Source organism: Holdemania sp. Marseille-P2844, from assembly GCF_900120005.1.
In the GTDB taxonomy this organism is placed as follows: domain Bacteria; phylum Bacillota_I; class Bacilli_A; order Erysipelotrichales; family Erysipelotrichaceae; genus Holdemania.
In genome coordinates this window covers 93,599-108,646 of record NZ_LT635449.1, presented here as the reverse complement: position 1 = coordinate 108,646, position 15,048 = coordinate 93,599, and the positions used below count along the sequence as shown (strand labels likewise).

Sequence of the window (15,048 nt, the reverse complement as noted above, 5' to 3'; positions counted from 1 at the left end):
AAGGATGATGCACATGGCCAGAATACTCATTGTTGACGACGAACAGATGATCCGCGAGGTCGTCCGGGAATACGCGCTGATCAACGGCTATGAAGTCGCGGAAGCCAGCGACGGACTGGAGGCGCTGGAGTTAGTGGAGAAGGAAGATTTCGACTGCGTGATCCTCGATATCATGATGCCGAAGCTCGACGGCTTTTCCGCGTGCAAGCAGATTAAAAAGATCAAGCCGATTCCGATCATCATGCTTTCGGCCCGTCAGGAGGAATACGACAAGCTGTTCGGCTTTGAGCTGGGCGTGGATGATTACGTCGTCAAGCCTTTCTCGCCGAAGGAGCTGATGGCCCGCGTCAAGGTCATTCTGGAACGCTTTAAAACCAAGGATACCGAAGTTCTGCGCTTTGAAGGGCTGCAGATCAACATCGAGGGCCGCTCCGTCACGGTGGATGGGGAGAAAGCGAATCTGACGCCGAAGGAAATCGATCTGTTGTTATACATGGTTAAAAACAAGAATATCGCCTTATCGCGGATGAAGCTGCTGGAAGAAGTCTGGGATTACGACTATTTCGGCGACGACCGGACGGTCGATACGCACATTAAAATGCTGCGGCATAATTTAAAAGACTACCGCAAGTTCATCGTTACCGTCCGCGGAATGGGGTATAAGTTTGAAGCTTGATTTTCATGGTATAAAGTTTAATATCTGGCTGTATTTCATGTTGTTTGCGGCCGGACTTTTAGCTTTGGTCGGCGGGGCGCAGCTGCTTTTGATCAAGCCGTATTATCGAAGCAATAAGATTTCGGCGATCAAAGAGGTGGCAGCGACGATTCAGGAGTACGTCATTGACAATCAATGGCTGGACGAGGCGACGATCAAGAAAGCTTCGCAGTTTGCGATCAACAACAATGTCTGCGCTGTCGTTTACAACGACAGCGGCAACGTGGTCTACAATTCTGATTCGCTGGGGGATTCGTGTATTTTCAACCAGACGATTACCGTCGGCTCGACGCAGCTGCAGCCCCTGACCAACGGAAAAGCGATGCGCGAGCTGCTGCTGTTAAGCGACGGGGAGCTTTCGGAAGTGCTGGCGAATCAGCGCAGCGACCAGGAAATGATTCTGTATGGGAAAATGGTGCAGGCCAATCTGGCGAATTTTTATCTGTTTGTCAACAGTCCGCTGGAACCGCTGGATTCCACGCTGACGATTTTTCAGGATCAGTTTTTCTTTCTGGCTTTTTTCGCGCTGATTTTATCCATTGTGATCTCTCTATTTATATCGACAAAGCTGTCGCGGCCAATCGTGCAGATGAAGCACTCCGCCAACGAGCTGGCCAAGGGGCATTACGATATTCATTTCGAAGGCAGCTATTTCAGCGAGATCGACCAGCTGGCGGATACGCTGAACGATGCCACACACAAGCTGAGCAAGGTTGACGAGCTGCGGCGGGATCTGATCGCCAACGTCTCGCACGACATCAAGACGCCGCTGACGATGATCAAGGCGTATGCCGAAATGATCCATGATATCTCCGGCGATATTCCGGCCAAGCGCGACGAGCATCTGGACGTCATCGTGCGCGAGGTCGATTATCTCGATCATCTGGTGACCGACATGGCGGAGCTCTCGAAGATGCAGTCGGGCAGCTATCAGCTGAAGCTCGGTACGTTTAACTTAAGTCAGAAAATCCAGAATATCGTCACGCTGTGCCAGGTCATGATCGACGAGCATCATTATCAGCTGGTGATCGAATGTCCGCGGAGTTTGATGATGACGGCCGACGAGGTCAAAATCAGCCAGGTTATCTATAATTTCCTGTCCAACGCTTTCAAGCATACGCCGGATGGAAAGAAGATCACGATCCGCGCGTTTGAAAAAAACGACTGGATTCAGGTTGAGGTGGAAGACGAGGGCGAGGGGATCAAGAAAGAAGATCTGCCGTACATCTGGGACCGTTATTACAAGATTGATAAAAAATATCAGCGGGCAACCGGCGGCAGCACCGGGCTGGGCCTGGCGATCGTCAAGGCGATCCTGGACAGTCATCACGCGGAGTACGCGGTAGAAAGCGAGGAGGGCAAGGGCTCCCGGTTCTGGTTCAGGATCCGGCGCTCGGCAGAATGGAAAATCAAAATCTAACTGAAGAAGCACGGCAGAACCTGCGTCTGGATTATCTGCCCAAGCTGAGACTGCCGCTGTGGCAGCGCAAGGACATGTTCTGCATGAACACGGACACCGTGCTTTTGGGCGAGCAGATGGTTGTTCGAAAAGGCGAGAGTGTGCTCGATCTGGGCTGCAACAACGGCGCGCTGCTGCTGTACGCCTCGCGTTTTTCGCCGGGTTCCTTAACCGGCGTCGACCTGCTTCCCCAAGCGCTGGCCTTGGCGGCGGAAAACATGCGGATCAACGGTCTGGAAGCGGAACTGATCTGCGCGGATCTGGCGGAGTTTCGTCATCTGCCGTTTGATGTGATCGTCTGTAACCCGCCGTATTTCGCGACGCCGGATCCGGCTTCCGTCAACCGCAATCCTTTTTTAGCGACAGCCCGGCATGAAGCGGGCTGCACGCTGGAAACGCTGTTTGCGGCGGGCGGCCGATTGTTAAAAGACAAGGGCCGGGTCTATCTGGTTCACCGCGCAGACCGGCTGGGGCCGAACATCCCGGGGGCGCCGAACCCCCCCGTAAACCCGCGCGGAGCGGCGCCGGGCTTTTTCCGCCGTACCCCCCCGGCCCCGGCGGGGGAGGCCGGGGCGGGGCAAGGGGGGGTTTGGGGTATTGATCTAAAAGAGGGATCATCCTGGTTACAGTAGGCGGAGGGAACGCAGAAAGAAAACCCGTGGACAATTTCCATGGCTTTCTTTTATACACATCTAGATGTGAAAAAGAGAAAGAAAGACAAGGGCCGGTTCTATCTGGTTCACCGCGCAGACCGGCTGGCGCAGATCATCGCGGCGCTGCAGAACTCGCCGTTAACGCTGCGCGAAGCGACGCTGGTCTTTGACCGCCGTACCCGTCAGGCCACGGCGGTGATCGCTGAGCTGCGCAAGGGAAAGCTCGGCCCGGTGCGTTTCCGCGAACCATTGTGGCGGCCGGAACCCGATCAGGAATAAGGAAAGAACGTCAGCTGAAAAAAGCCGGCGTTTTTTGTTTCTGGAAAGGATCGCGTCCCTGCATTGCCTGAACATCGCTCAAATCCGGAAAGATCGAAAAAAGAAACGATAAGAATGAGGAAGGTAAGCAGGAAAAAATAATCTCTGAAATGATCTCAGTACAAAAGCTTGAAAGGAGTTCGGATGAAACATAAGGAATGCGGCGGGTTCCTGTTGGTTAGCGGGCAGAATCGCGTTTTCCTTCATCACATCTTCATTGGAGGAAGCGAATTAAGAAACAAAAATCCGTTCATTCCGACCTGAAATTGAAAGAAATGGCAACCCGGTCGGAGTTGATTTCAGACGCTAAAACTTTTACAATGAATCTAAGCGAGTTCCCCCCAGCTTTCAGGAGGTCAAAAATGAGAAAACAAGGAAAAAAATGGGCGACGTTTCTTTTGTGCTGTCTGTTGCTGCCGGTAACGCCGGTCAAAGCGGAAACGACGGTGATCGAAATTGTCGATTACCGCGATGGACAGGAAACTGTCCTGCAGACGTTTGGCACCGTGAAAAGTGCGGCGGATTATTATGCCAAGCACCGGGATGACACCAGTGTCGCCAATCTGGGCGTGCGGCAGGATGGGAAGCTGATCGCCGTGGATCAGGGGATCGTCTTCTTCGCCTCGGAAGGCTGCAAGGTCAACACGGAATACAAGGATGCCGACACGGGCAACGACGGCTATCTCAACGGATGCTACGGCGCCGACGGTGCGGCGCTGGACACCGATTTCACGCGCATGCAGGTGGATTTCAAGATTTCCGGCGTGCGCGGCCGGGTGAAGCTGGCGGAGGTGATGTTGGTTCCGCTGGATCAGGCTGGCAATTTAAGCAGCTATACGATCCGCGACGGCCGGCTGTATCATCAGATCCGTCAAAGTCAGTCGTCCTCGCGCTATGCGACGATGATCGATCTGGGGCCGGTACCGGCATATTTGAGCAGTGCTGCTCAGCTTTACAGCTATGACGGCCACTACTTCTATGAAGATCCGGCGGTGATGCTGCAGGATTATCACAACGGAAGCACCGCGTTGTCAGTCAATCCCGCGGAACCCTTTTATTTTTATTATCAATATTTATCCCATCGGTCCTTGTCCTTTTACACGGAAGCGGAACTGACGGATTATTTCCAGAAGACGCTGGGGATCGATCAGTCGATCGTTTCCTATCAGGACCGCGACCGCAATTCCGTTCACGATACGCTGAACCAGTCGCTGTATTATAGCGAGGAAGGCGCGTTCCTGCAGGCGCAGTCGCTGTATGGATCCAATGCGTTAATGATGCTGGCGCTGTCGATGAACGAATCGGCCAGCGGCCGCAGTTCCCTGAGCTTTACGCGCAACAATCTGTTCGGCCACGCGGCGTATGACAGCGACGTCGAGGCCAACGCCAAGCGCTATTTCAAGTTAAGCAGCTCCATTTTATCGCATGCCAAAACCTATGTTTCCGCCAGTTATCTCAATCCGAAGAAGTTCCAGTATCATGGCGGATTCTTCGGCGACAAGGCCAGCGGGATGAACGTCAGCTATGCCTCCGATCCGTATTGGGGTGAGAAAGCGGCTTCCTATTATATGCAGCTGGACGAAGCGATGGGATTGAAAGATCTGAACCAGCTGACGCTGGGCATTCATACGGAAAACACCAGTCTTAAAATTCTGAGCGAACCCGCCGCTTCCGCTGAAGTACTCTACACGACAGGAAAGACGGCGCCGCTGGCGCTGGTATTATTGGAAAAGCTTGAGAATGGGGAAGGCACATGGTATAAGGTGCAGAGCGAAGCCGCGGTGGCGGAAGATTTTACCTATCGCTTTGAAGACTGCATCGGTTATCTGCCATCATCCAGCTTCCAGCTGATTTTAAACGCGGACCGATTGAATACGCTGCAGCTGAAATCCGCGGTCTTTGACGCGGGTGAAGGAACATTCCCGCAGGGCGGCAGCCGGATCGAAATCGATCTGTTGGAAAACAGCGAGCCGTATGCGCCGGAGCCGACCCGGGAAGGCGGCGTCTTTGTCGGCTGGCAGGAAAACAACGGCGTTTATACGGCTGAATATAAGGAAATCCAATCCATTTCGATGATTTCGCTGCCGAAGCAACAATTTGCGAGCGGTTCGCGTATTGATCTTAAAGAGGGATCAGTCCTGGTTCAGTATGCTGATGGAACGCAGGAAGAGAAACCGCTGACCAGTTCCATGGTGAGCGGATTTGATATGAACGCCGACGGGCCGCAGACGGTCACGGTGACTGTCGGCACGGCGGCGACCAGTTACGACATTGAGGTGTCCGAGCCGCTGACCCAAGCCCAGGATGCGTTCAAGGAGGATCTTCAGGCGTTGATCGACGCGATTGATCCGGCGGCGGTCACGGAGCAGCAGAAGAGCGATCTGATCCAGCTGAAGCAGCGACTGGACACGACGGAGATTTCGGCCTGGACGATCGTCCAGATCCGTTCGCTGGACGCGCTGCTGAAACCACTGCTGGACGGCCAGCGCTCGCTGATCCTGAAATCCAAAGACAGCCAGTTCGCGGTTTCCGGACTGAGTCTGGCATTGCCGCAGAAAAATCCGGGACAGAAAAAAGGCATCCCGGACACTTACAAGCTGACGTTGAAAGAAACCGTGCCGGAGGCGGAGGTCCAGGTGCAGGTGAAGACGATTGCCAGCGGCAATGGCGCGGAGATTGAACAATGGTTCAGCGTGTCGGGACAGAAGAACTATGACAAGACGCTGACGCTGCGCACGCCTCTGTGCGTGACGATGAGTCTGCCGGAGGGCTGGAACAGCTCAAAGAAGGTAACGGTGTGGCGGCTGGAGGCCGGCGACGTCATCCAGATGCCGACGACCCAGAGCGCTTCGACGCTGACCTTCTCGACGGAAGCCTTAGGTCAGTTTGTGCTCGTCAGCCGTCAGACGGTTAACCAATATGAAGACGCGGCGCCGGTTGAGGTCATGACGATCGCCCAGAACGGTTTAGACTGGCCGCAGCTGATGATCAAGGCGCTGGCAGCCGTGATCGTGTTGTTAGTCCTGTTTATCACCGTCCTTGTTTTACAACGGCGGGCGGATAAAAAACGCCGCCGGGCCCTGGCGAAAAGAGCGAAACACCAGCGCACCCGCCGCCGATAATTAAAAAAATCCGTGACGGATGAATTTCAGAAGTTCATTCGCTGCGGATTTTTATTTTTTGCGGGATTGAAAGATGTTTTCATGAATCGCCCGGGTGATCACGGCAATCGCTTCGCCGACGTCCTGCTTCATCCCCAGATTGATCCAATCCTGAAGCAAGCCGACGATCGCATGCGTATAAAACCGCACGATCAGCCCCTGTTCCTTGGCGCTTAAATCCGGATGGCTGAGCTGCAGCTGCTGACGCAGGAAGCCTTCGTAAATCTCGCGCAGGACCGTGCCTAAATTGACCCGTCCGTAAGTGTGCAGGGCGTGAATCGTAAACGCCGGATCCTGCCGCAGCTGGGCTGCCGCCGCTTCCAGCGACCGCGCCCAACTCTCCCGCGTCAATAGCGGTTGGACAACGGGGACCAGCTGGCTTTTTAACAGAGCGTCCAGAATTTCGTACTTATCGGAAAAATGATAATAAAGCGTATTGCGGCTGACGCCGGCCACATCGCTGATCTGTCCGATTTGCAGATCATCCAGCGATTTCTTGCGCATCAAGTTTTCTACGGCGTTGAAGAGCGCCTGCCGGGTCAGTTCGGAAGTCGCCATCAGTCTCACTCCTTTTTCATTATTGTAACAAACCCCGGTTCCGCTGTCCAAATTCTTTTGGACAAATTGAGAAATTGCCCAAAAATCGAACAGAACAGGAGAGTGCCCATGGACAAGCGGCGATCCGTTTCTTATCATCAAGCACGGAGGGATAAGTTATGGAATACAACGATTTGCCAAAACCCGCAAGCGAGGCGACCCGCCAGATTCATCAAGCGATGAAGACGCTGCTGGATTTTGACGATCCGCATGAGAAAGAATGCGCGCTGCGCAACTGTCTGAAAAAAGTAGAAAATCTGGAAATCAAAAACGCGGAAGGCGAAGTGATCTGGAGTCAGAAAATCGCCTGTCTGGATCAGGAACAGGAAGTGGAAACGATCAATCCGAGCCTGTACCGCAACGCCTGGCTGAATCATCAGACCGGTTTGTTCAAGGTTGTCGACGGAATTTTTCAGGTCCGCGGCTACGATATGTCCAATCTGACCGTCATCGCCGGGGAAACCGGCTGGATCGTCTGCGATCCGCTGATCAGCTGTGAATGCTCAGCCGCGGCGCTGGCCTTAGTCAATGCCGTGCTTGGAACGCGGCCGGTTTCCGCGGTTGTAATTTCACATCCGCATCTTGATCATTTCGGCGGAATCAAGGGCATTGTCAGCGAAGAAGCGGTTCAAAACGGTTCGGTTCCAATCATTGTGCCCGAGCATTATACCGATTACGCCGCAAGCGAGAATGTCTATGCGATGAACGCGATGCAGCGGCGGGCCTGTTACCAGTATGGAACAGCGCTGGATTTTGGCGAAACCGGCGCGATCGCGATGGGGATCGGGATGGGGCAGTCGCGCGGGACGGTCACGTTTATCCGGCCTACGGATGAAATCCGGCAGACGGGGGAAAGACGGATCATCGACGGCGTGGAATTTATTTTCCAGATGACGCCGGAAACAGAATCCCCGGCGGAAATGTGTTGGTATCTGCCGCAGTTCAAGGCCTTATGGATGGCCGAACTGTGCAATGCGACGATGCATAATTTATATACGCTGCGCGGCACGCAGATCCGCGACGGCAATGCGTGGGCGTTCGCGATCACGCAGGCCAGGGCGCTGTTTGGCAGCGAGGCCGAAGTGCTATTTCAGGCGCATAACTGGCCGCACTGGGGAAATCAGGAAGTCAACGAAATTCTGGAGGAAACCGCGGCGGTGTACAAGTTCATTAACGATCAGACGCTGCTGTATATGAATAAGGGCCTGACGCCGAATGAAATTTCCCATACGATCCGGCTGCCGAAGTCGTTGGAAAGCGTGTGGACGATCCGGCCTTATTACGGTACGCCGTCGCACAATGCCAAAGCGGTCTATCAGCGTTATCTGGGCTGGTATGACGGCAATCCGGTCAATCTGAATCCGCTGACCCCATCCGAGCAGGGGCAGAAGCTGATCGAGTTGGCCGGCGGCCTTGAGCCTGTGTTGGAACAAGCGGAAAAAGCACTGGAAAAGGGTGAATATCAATGGGCGGCGCAGCTGGCCAACGCCGTTGTCTTTGTCCATCCTGACCATCAGAAAGCCCGCTATCTCTGTGCGGATGCCTTGGAACAACTGGGCTATCAGGCTGAATCCGGACCTTGGCGCAACTGTTATCTTAACGGCGCGGACGAACTCCGCCATGGGGTAAAAACAGGCCGTCAGGCGAGAAACTCCGGGGATCTGGCCCGCTGTATGGACAGCCGCATGATGCTGGACTATCTGGGCATTCTGATCGACGGCGAACAGGCGGAGGACAAGGATATCAAGCTGAACTTGACAATCACGGACACTCAGGAAAAGTTTTGCGTGCATCTGATTCACGGCGCTCTGTTAGTTTATCCAAAGATTCACGAAAAGGACGCGCGGGCGACGCTGACAATGCCGCGAATGGGGCTGGCGGCCATACTTTCCCGCAATGGGGATCTGCAGGCAAAGCTGATTCAGATCGACGGCGATCCGAATTGTATCGCGGAGCTGACGGAGGCCATCACCGATTTTGACAAACGCTTCGCGATCATCGAACCATAGCGTAAGAGTAAAAAGAAAACGTGGCGAGGACAGATTGTTTTTCAAACTGGAACAGCGCGGAAGCAAAAAAACTTGGCAAGGACAGATTGCCTTTCAACCCGGAAAGGCAGCCTGCAGACCAAGTTTTTTTTATTGGCTTTTTAAGACTTTTATAATTTCAAAATTGTATCAGAGATCGACGCCCAGAACCCGCGCCAGGTTGCCGCCCAGGATCCGCTGCTTTGCGTCTTCATCAATCGGCAGACGCAGGATTTCATTGATCGCTTCCGTGATTTTTTCAGCGTTGTTGTAAGGAAAATCCAATCCGAACAGACACAGCTCATCGCTGGTCATGTGCAGCAGCGTCCGCACTCTCTCCTGACCCAAATACCAGAAGCGGTTGCGGTCGTTGTCAAACACGCTCGTTAATCCGGCGTAGACGTTGCACTTGCCGGTTTCTTCCGCGCGGTTGTTCAGGATCACAGCCAGCGCTTCGTTAAAGAAGCAATACCCGCCGACGTGTTCCATCGAGAATTTCAAGTCCGGAAAATGCCAGGCGACTTCGTCAAACAGCAGCGGCTGATAATCCTTGATCCGATGCCAGTGTACGCCGGTATGAAACGACAGAAATAATCCCGCTTCTTGCGCGGCCGCGTAAACCTGAAACGCTTCCGGTCCGTCGATCGCAAATTTCTGGAAAGCCGGATGCAGCTTGATGCCTTTCAATCCCAGTTCGCGGATCTGTCTGACCTGACCGGCCAGATCCTGCCCGTGGATGTCCACGACGCCGAAGCCCGTCAGCTCCGGATGGGCTTTCAGTTCTTCCGCCATCCACAGGTTTGGGTTATAGTCCAGACCCCATTCGTAAAACGGCGCGAAACAGACGCATTTCTCAATTCCTGTTTTATCCATGACTTCAAGCAGAGCGCTGACCGTTCCGTCTGCCCGCTGATCCCGGCGGAACACATGCGCATGATTGGCAAATATTTTCATAATCCGATCTCTCCTTCTGTTTAGATTATACAAGGCTGATGAAAAAAGAAAAGAGGAGGGAGGGGGAAAAGCGTCAATTCAGGATTGACATTTTTACCTTTTAGTAATACAGTTAATACAGATAGTACAGATGATACAGATTGGAGGCGGAAGCTTGTTTCTGATCAATACGCAAAGCAACGAACCGATTTACGAACAGATTAAACGTCAGATCGTGCGGTTCGTGGAAGCCGGCGTGCTGCAGCCGGATGAAAAATTGATTTCGGTGCGCTCGCTGGCTCAGCAATTAAATATCAATCCCAACACGGTGCAGAAAGCCTATCAGGAATTGGAAGCGGAAGGCGTGCTGTATACGCTGCCGAAAAAAGGGGTGTTTGTCCGCGGCCGGCCTGCGAATGGAAAAGTTTGCGGTGTGGAAACGGAAGTCCGGCAGCTGCTGAAGTTATGCCGCACCCTGAAGATCAGCACGGACGAGTTGATCGAAATCATAAGGAAGGAAGGGGAAAATAATGTTGATTGTTGATAACATAACAAAGTCGATTCAATCGAAGGCAATCGTCAAGGATTGCAGCCTGAGCGTGCAGGCCGGTCAGATCTGCGGGCTGGCGGGACCTAACGGTGCCGGGAAAACGACGCTGCTCAACTGCATCGCGGGCGTGTTGGTACCGGAAGCGGGACGGATTGAACTGGATGGTAAAGATCTGATTCATGAACCGCTGAACCGGAAAGCGCTGTTTTTGATCAGCGAGGACTTTGACGAAGGTCAGTTTTTCACGATTCGTCAGATGAAAGAATTTTACAGCATGTTTTATCCGCTCGATGAGGAGGTGTTCGCGCAGCATTTAAAGCATTTTCAGCTGGAAGAAAAGCTGCGGATCAACAGTCTGTCGAAAGGTCAGAAACGTCAGGCGTTGTTTTCCATCGCGCTGAGTCTGGATCTGCGGTTATTGATGATCGACGAAGTGTTCGACGGCCTGGATTGGAACGTCCGGCGGTATCTCATGCGGTGTCTGACGGATAAGATCAGCGATGAATCCATGGGCGTGCTGCTGGTCTCGCACAGTTTAAAAGAGATCAAGGGAATTTGCGATCATTGTTTCTTGATGAAGGATCAGACGATCGTCGCTCAGCAGGATCTGCTGGAGAATCATCTGTTTCGCGTGCAGCTGGTGTTTCTTAAGGAGTGTGAGCTGGATTTGAAGACGCTGGAAATCGTGCAGGCTGAGCGAATCGGAAAGTGCTGGAATGCCGTTGTGCGCGGAGAGGAACAGGCGATCCGCGGCGTAATTGCCGGGCTGTCCCCGGCGTTGGCCGACGTTCAGCCGCTCAGTCTGGAGGATTATTTCAGCCTGATGACAGATTCGACTTGGAAGGGGGATGAGGAGAATGACGGAGAAGTATTTTAAATATTTGATGAAACAATCGCTGCCGCTGTTTGCGTTGATTTTGGCTTTTGGGCTGTTGTTCTCGCTCGGTTTTATCAATCCGGATAATCTTCCGGCCTATTTGGCCATCGTATCGCTGGCGATTCCGTTTCTGTTTCAGTTCTGGCAGTTCCGGCGAAAAACGGCGTACACCTGTGGGGCGCTGCCAATGGATCGAAAGAAATTTGTCATTGCCCGGCTCGGCGTCGTTCTGTTTCTGGTGCTGGTTCCGGCGATCCTTCTTCTGTTCGCGGTGGTCGTTCGCGAGAGCATCTCTTTTACCTCGATGATCTCGCTGATGTTGAACTGGATCTGCTATCTGTTTCTGATGACTTCGCTGAATCTGTTGATTCTGAGTGTCTGCCATTCAGCTGCGGAAGGGATCATTGCGTTAGCTGGATATCTCTTGTTGCCGATGACGATCCTTAATAATCTGTCCGATATCCTTCGTCAGCATCTTCTGTTTGGGTTTAACAGCCCCCGATGGCTGGACTTTCTATCACCCTGGACCTATGGATTCAGTAAGATGAGCGGCGATTTTCAGGCGTTTTTAACCGGTGTTTTCACGGGAGAGCGCTGGGATGGGATGGAATTAGGGCTTGTCTTTCTGATCGGTGCGGCGGCCCTGACGCTGACCCTGCATTTAAGTCGGAAATTCCGTAATGAGGAGGCCGGGAAAGGCTTCCGCTCAGCACGGGTGCTGCCGGTTTTATCCTTGGCTTATGCGTTTCTGTTGATGATGAACTGCACGCAGGGTTTGCCGCGCAACCGCAGCTGGATTTTAATGGCGCTTCTGATGATTCTTGTTTATTTCGGCGGGCTGATGCTTTACCGGCAAAGCTTAAGACCGTCGCGTAAAGAGGTCGTTGGTTTTCTGGCGATGGGATTGATCGCGTGGGGGATTAACCTGGGGATTCGTCCGCTCTGTTACCGTCTTGATAAACGGGAAATTCAAAAAATGAACGAAGTATCCATGGAATATTATTTATATAACGACAAGCGGATGATCCCCGAAAATCTGCTATGCAAGGTCGAAGTTGATCAGGTAAAGGATCCGTTAGTGCTGAACGAATTGCGGGGGTGGATGAAAACTTCGCTGGAAGGAATTTATCAAGATGCCAGCTATTACGAATATGATGACTGGAACGATGATGCTTCGCGGGCAATGCAGGTGCGTTTTCACGATTATAAAAATTTAACTTATTATAAGAATATCCCGGTAGATTTAATGTCCGGCAGCAAAGTTGTCCAGCTGTTTTATCAACAGGATCTGCCGGAAGGCTGCCAGCCGCGATGATCAGCGGAAGCTCGTCAAGCTGGATTAAGAACGCATCTGCATAGAAAGAGGATGGGAAGATGACGAAAAAATATTTTAGATATCTGATGAAGCAATCGCTGCCGCTTTTTCTGATGATTTCAGGGTTTGAGTTGTTGTTTGCGTTTGATTTTATCAACATCGAAGCCCTGCCGATGGTTCTTACCGCGATGTCGCTGATCATTCCATTTGTGTTTCAGTTCTGGCAGTTTAGACGAAAAGCGGCTTATACGTATGGAGCGCTGCCGATCCGGCGGGAAACGTTGATCCTCGTGCGCTTTGGCGTTATCTTGTTTTTGGTTCTGGTTCCAGCATGTCTCCTCCTGTTCGTTGTTGCCGTAAGGGAAAACCTTTCGTTTGCCGCCATGACGGCGCTGTTGCTGAATGAGTGCGGCGGTTTGCTTCTGATGACTTCGGTAAATCTATTCATTCTGAGCTGTTGCCGCTCTGCCGTTGAGGGCATGATCGCGCTGGCTGGAGCAATCATGCTGCCGATCGCCATCGTTAACGATGGTACTGAGATTCTGAGCCGGCATCTTTTGTTTGACAATCGTTCATTCATGCCCGAATTTTTCTCGCCGTGGCAGTATGCTTTTAACAGAATGTCAGAAGATTTTGATCCGCTTTTCACTGCCGGAATTATCCGGATAAACGGGAACTGGATTGAATTCGGCATTGTCTTTCTGATCAGTGTTGCAGCGCTGTTGCTGACCCTGCGGATCAGCCTGCGGCAACGAAACGAAGATGTTGGCAGAAACTTTCAATCGAAGCTGATTCTGCCGATTTTCTTATCAGTATATTCCTTTTTACTGATGCTGAACTGCACGAGCGACATATCAGGATATCGAAGCCAGCCGTTTAAAGTGTTGTTGCTCATCGTTATTTATTTCGGCGGGATGATGCTGTACCGGCAGAGTAAGAAGGTATCGCTGAAGCAAATCCTTGGTTTTCTCGTTTTGGGATTAACCGCCTGGGGAATCAATCAGGGAATTCATACACTCTGTTATCGAGTTCAAGTTCAGCAAATCGAGAAAATCAGCGAAGTGGATATGATCTTTCTGCAGTATAACGAACCGCGTGGAGAAGGGGTGAATCCCGTCTGCCGGGCAGACATCGAATCTGTTCACGATGCAGCTGTTTTAAACGAAATTCGTAAGGATATGAGATCTGAACTGGACGAATTTTATCAGAATCATGACTTCAATACGCAAACCATGGACATCAGTGAAGCTGCGAAGTCGCTGGATGTCTATGCGTTTGCGGGGAATATGGCGTATCATAAGACGATTTCATTGGAATCCTTGTCCGATGATAAAGTTGTCCAGCTGTTTTACAATCAAAATCTGCCAGAAGGTTGTCTGCCACAATGAACCGAAACAATCATAAGATTTAACTGATCATTTAATTTTGAACTTAGCTAAAAAGCTGCACAAACTTTCTGTTCGTGCAGCTTTTATGGATAGCTTTATTAATGATTTGAATGACATTCAATATTAGATGTTCGCTAAGCGATTACCCTTTACACGATTATGCAATTTCAGTTTCTTTCGATTTTCATTTAAACAAAGAAAGTAAATCGCAGATTAAAAACACTCCGCACGAAACGGAGTGTTTTGTAAAAATTCAGCCAAGATATTTGATCGCCAACATGAATACGCCCAGAATAAACAGGACGACGCCGGTGACCTGATTGAGCTTTTTCGGTTCCGCCTTGTTGGCGAAGCGCGCGGCGATCATCGCGCCCAGATAGGTGAAGAAGACGCTGCTGATCAACGGGAACCACTGGATCGTGCCGCTGATCGCAAAATGACTGAGAGCGCCGGTTAAGGCGGTAAACGTCATGATGAACACGCTGGTGCCGACCGCTGTTTTTAAATCATAACCCAGCACGCTGACTAAGACCAGCAGCATCATCATGCCGCCGCCGGCGCCGATAAAGCCGCAGATCAAACCGATCAGGACGCCGCAGGCCAGTGATAACAACGCTTTCTGTTTTGCGGTGCGGGTCTGATTTTTAGAGCTGGCGCTCATGACCGGCTTGACGATAAAGCGGATACCGAGGATCATCGTGATCCAGACGGAGAAGCTGCCCAGCGTCGTCTGCGGCACTAACGAGCCCAGCCAGCTGCCGACCATCGTAAAGATCACCGTCGAAATCATCATGATCAAGCCGTTGCGGATGTCCAGATTCTTGTGCTTGTAATAGGTGAAGGCTGAAACAGCCGAGGCCAGCACGTCGGAGGCCAGCGAGATGCCGACGGCTTCATAAGCGTTGAAGCCCAATAAGGTGACCAACATCGGCGTGATGACCGCGGCTGCCGACAAGCCCGCCAGTCCGGTCGCAATGCCCGCGCCTAATCCTGCGATCATCGTGACGATCAAAATAGTCAAATTCATCAATTCAGCTCCTTTAAATAGTTTATTT

At 52.0% G+C, this 15,048-nt stretch carries 13 protein-coding genes; 10 read left to right on the top strand and 3 right to left on the bottom strand.

Translation table 11 applies throughout. From position 1 onward, the window contains the following. Window positions 1-13: 13 nt before the first annotated feature. The 5 genes from BQ7364_RS03220 (at window position 14) to BQ7364_RS03200 (ending at window position 6,267) form a co-directional block, all read left to right on the top strand. Window positions 14-676, top strand: a complete 663-nt coding sequence (locus BQ7364_RS03220; RefSeq protein ID WP_039865057.1) for a response regulator transcription factor — start codon at window positions 14-16, stop codon at window positions 674-676. Beyond that, the gene (locus BQ7364_RS03215) at window positions 666-2,135 is read left to right on the top strand and encodes a sensor histidine kinase (RefSeq protein ID WP_072683380.1); all 1,470 of its coding nucleotides are present in this window, start codon (window positions 666-668) and stop codon (window positions 2,133-2,135) included. The genes BQ7364_RS03220 and BQ7364_RS03215 overlap by 11 nt, the downstream gene beginning before the upstream one ends. Further along, complete coding sequence (locus BQ7364_RS03210; RefSeq protein WP_072683379.1) at window positions 2,117-2,806, top strand: tRNA1(Val) (adenine(37)-N6)-methyltransferase; 690 nt, start codon at window positions 2,117-2,119, stop codon at window positions 2,804-2,806. Before BQ7364_RS03215 ends, BQ7364_RS03210 begins: the two co-directional genes overlap by 19 nt. A gap of 66 nt (window positions 2,807-2,872) precedes the next feature. Further along, window positions 2,873-3,106, top strand: a complete 234-nt coding sequence (locus tag BQ7364_RS03205; RefSeq protein ID WP_139248541.1) for a hypothetical protein — start codon at window positions 2,873-2,875, stop codon at window positions 3,104-3,106. 401 nt (window positions 3,107-3,507) lie between these two features. Continuing rightward, window positions 3,508-6,267: a glucosaminidase domain-containing protein gene (locus BQ7364_RS03200; protein WP_072683377.1), complete on the top strand. Its 2,760-nt coding sequence runs from the start codon at window positions 3,508-3,510 to the stop codon at window positions 6,265-6,267. Between the two features lie 51 nt (window positions 6,268-6,318). Here the strand turns inward: BQ7364_RS03200 and BQ7364_RS03195 are convergent, their stop codons facing one another. Beyond that, window positions 6,319-6,864, bottom strand: coding sequence for a TetR/AcrR family transcriptional regulator (locus tag BQ7364_RS03195; protein ID WP_072683376.1), 546 nt, complete (start codon window positions 6,862-6,864; stop codon window positions 6,319-6,321). A gap of 158 nt (window positions 6,865-7,022) precedes the next feature. On the opposite strand from BQ7364_RS03195, the gene BQ7364_RS03190 reads away from it, so the two are divergent. Continuing rightward, window positions 7,023-8,912, top strand: a complete 1,890-nt coding sequence (locus BQ7364_RS03190; RefSeq protein ID WP_072683375.1) for an alkyl/aryl-sulfatase — start codon at window positions 7,023-7,025, stop codon at window positions 8,910-8,912. 168 nt (window positions 8,913-9,080) lie between these two features. Here BQ7364_RS03190 and BQ7364_RS03185 read toward each other — a convergent pair whose 3' ends face one another. Next, complete coding sequence (locus BQ7364_RS03185; protein WP_072683374.1) at window positions 9,081-9,884, bottom strand: amidohydrolase family protein; 804 nt, start codon at window positions 9,882-9,884, stop codon at window positions 9,081-9,083. A gap of 130 nt (window positions 9,885-10,014) precedes the next feature. On the opposite strand from BQ7364_RS03185, the gene BQ7364_RS03180 reads away from it, so the two are divergent. The 4 genes from BQ7364_RS03180 to BQ7364_RS03165 are packed head-to-tail and all read left to right on the top strand — an operon-like array spanning window position 10,015 to window position 13,993. Next, window positions 10,015-10,407 (top strand): GntR family transcriptional regulator, encoded by a 393-nt coding sequence (locus tag BQ7364_RS03180; RefSeq protein ID WP_234973144.1) that lies wholly within the window; start codon window positions 10,015-10,017, stop codon window positions 10,405-10,407. Continuing rightward, window positions 10,394-11,290: an ATP-binding cassette domain-containing protein gene (locus BQ7364_RS03175; protein WP_072683372.1), complete on the top strand. Its 897-nt coding sequence runs from the start codon at window positions 10,394-10,396 to the stop codon at window positions 11,288-11,290. The genes BQ7364_RS03180 and BQ7364_RS03175 overlap by 14 nt, the downstream gene beginning before the upstream one ends. Then, window positions 11,271-12,605 (top strand): hypothetical protein, encoded by a 1,335-nt coding sequence (locus tag BQ7364_RS03170; protein WP_072683371.1) that lies wholly within the window; start codon window positions 11,271-11,273, stop codon window positions 12,603-12,605. Before BQ7364_RS03175 ends, BQ7364_RS03170 begins: the two co-directional genes overlap by 20 nt. A 59-nt stretch (window positions 12,606-12,664) precedes the next feature. Beyond that, the gene (locus BQ7364_RS03165; protein ID WP_072683370.1) at window positions 12,665-13,993 is read left to right on the top strand and encodes a hypothetical protein; all 1,329 of its coding nucleotides are present in this window, start codon (window positions 12,665-12,667) and stop codon (window positions 13,991-13,993) included. A gap of 253 nt (window positions 13,994-14,246) precedes the next feature. Here BQ7364_RS03165 and BQ7364_RS03160 read toward each other — a convergent pair whose 3' ends face one another. Further along, a complete protein-coding gene (locus BQ7364_RS03160) occupies window positions 14,247-15,020 on the bottom strand; it encodes a sulfite exporter TauE/SafE family protein (RefSeq protein WP_006060361.1) in 774 nt (257 codons plus the stop codon). Between the last annotated feature and the right edge of the window lie 28 nt (window positions 15,021-15,048).

What these genes read in the sequence shown, in the direction of transcription:
- BQ7364_RS03220 (WP_039865057.1), top strand. Translation starts at nt 14, where the DNA reads ATGGCCAGAATACTCATTGTTGACGACGAACAGATGATCCGCGAGGTC.
- BQ7364_RS03210 (WP_072683379.1), top strand. Translation starts at nt 2,117, where the DNA reads ATGGAAAATCAAAATCTAACTGAAGAAGCACGGCAGAACCTGCGTCTG.
- BQ7364_RS03200 (WP_072683377.1), top strand. Translation starts at nt 3,508, where the DNA reads ATGAGAAAACAAGGAAAAAAATGGGCGACGTTTCTTTTGTGCTGTCTG.
- BQ7364_RS03195 (WP_072683376.1), bottom strand. Translation starts at nt 6,864, where the DNA reads ATGGCGACTTCCGAACTGACCCGGCAGGCGCTCTTCAACGCCGTAGAA.
- BQ7364_RS03190 (WP_072683375.1), top strand. Translation starts at nt 7,023, where the DNA reads ATGGAATACAACGATTTGCCAAAACCCGCAAGCGAGGCGACCCGCCAG.
- BQ7364_RS03185 (WP_072683374.1), bottom strand. Translation starts at nt 9,884, where the DNA reads ATGAAAATATTTGCCAATCATGCGCATGTGTTCCGCCGGGATCAGCGG.
- BQ7364_RS03180 (WP_234973144.1), top strand. Translation starts at nt 10,015, where the DNA reads ATGATACAGATTGGAGGCGGAAGCTTGTTTCTGATCAATACGCAAAGC.
- BQ7364_RS03175 (WP_072683372.1), top strand. Translation starts at nt 10,394, where the DNA reads ATGTTGATTGTTGATAACATAACAAAGTCGATTCAATCGAAGGCAATC.
- BQ7364_RS03170 (WP_072683371.1), top strand. Translation starts at nt 11,271, where the DNA reads ATGACGGAGAAGTATTTTAAATATTTGATGAAACAATCGCTGCCGCTG.
- BQ7364_RS03165 (WP_072683370.1), top strand. Translation starts at nt 12,665, where the DNA reads ATGACGAAAAAATATTTTAGATATCTGATGAAGCAATCGCTGCCGCTT.
- BQ7364_RS03160 (WP_006060361.1), bottom strand. Translation starts at nt 15,020, where the DNA reads ATGAATTTGACTATTTTGATCGTCACGATGATCGCAGGATTAGGCGCG.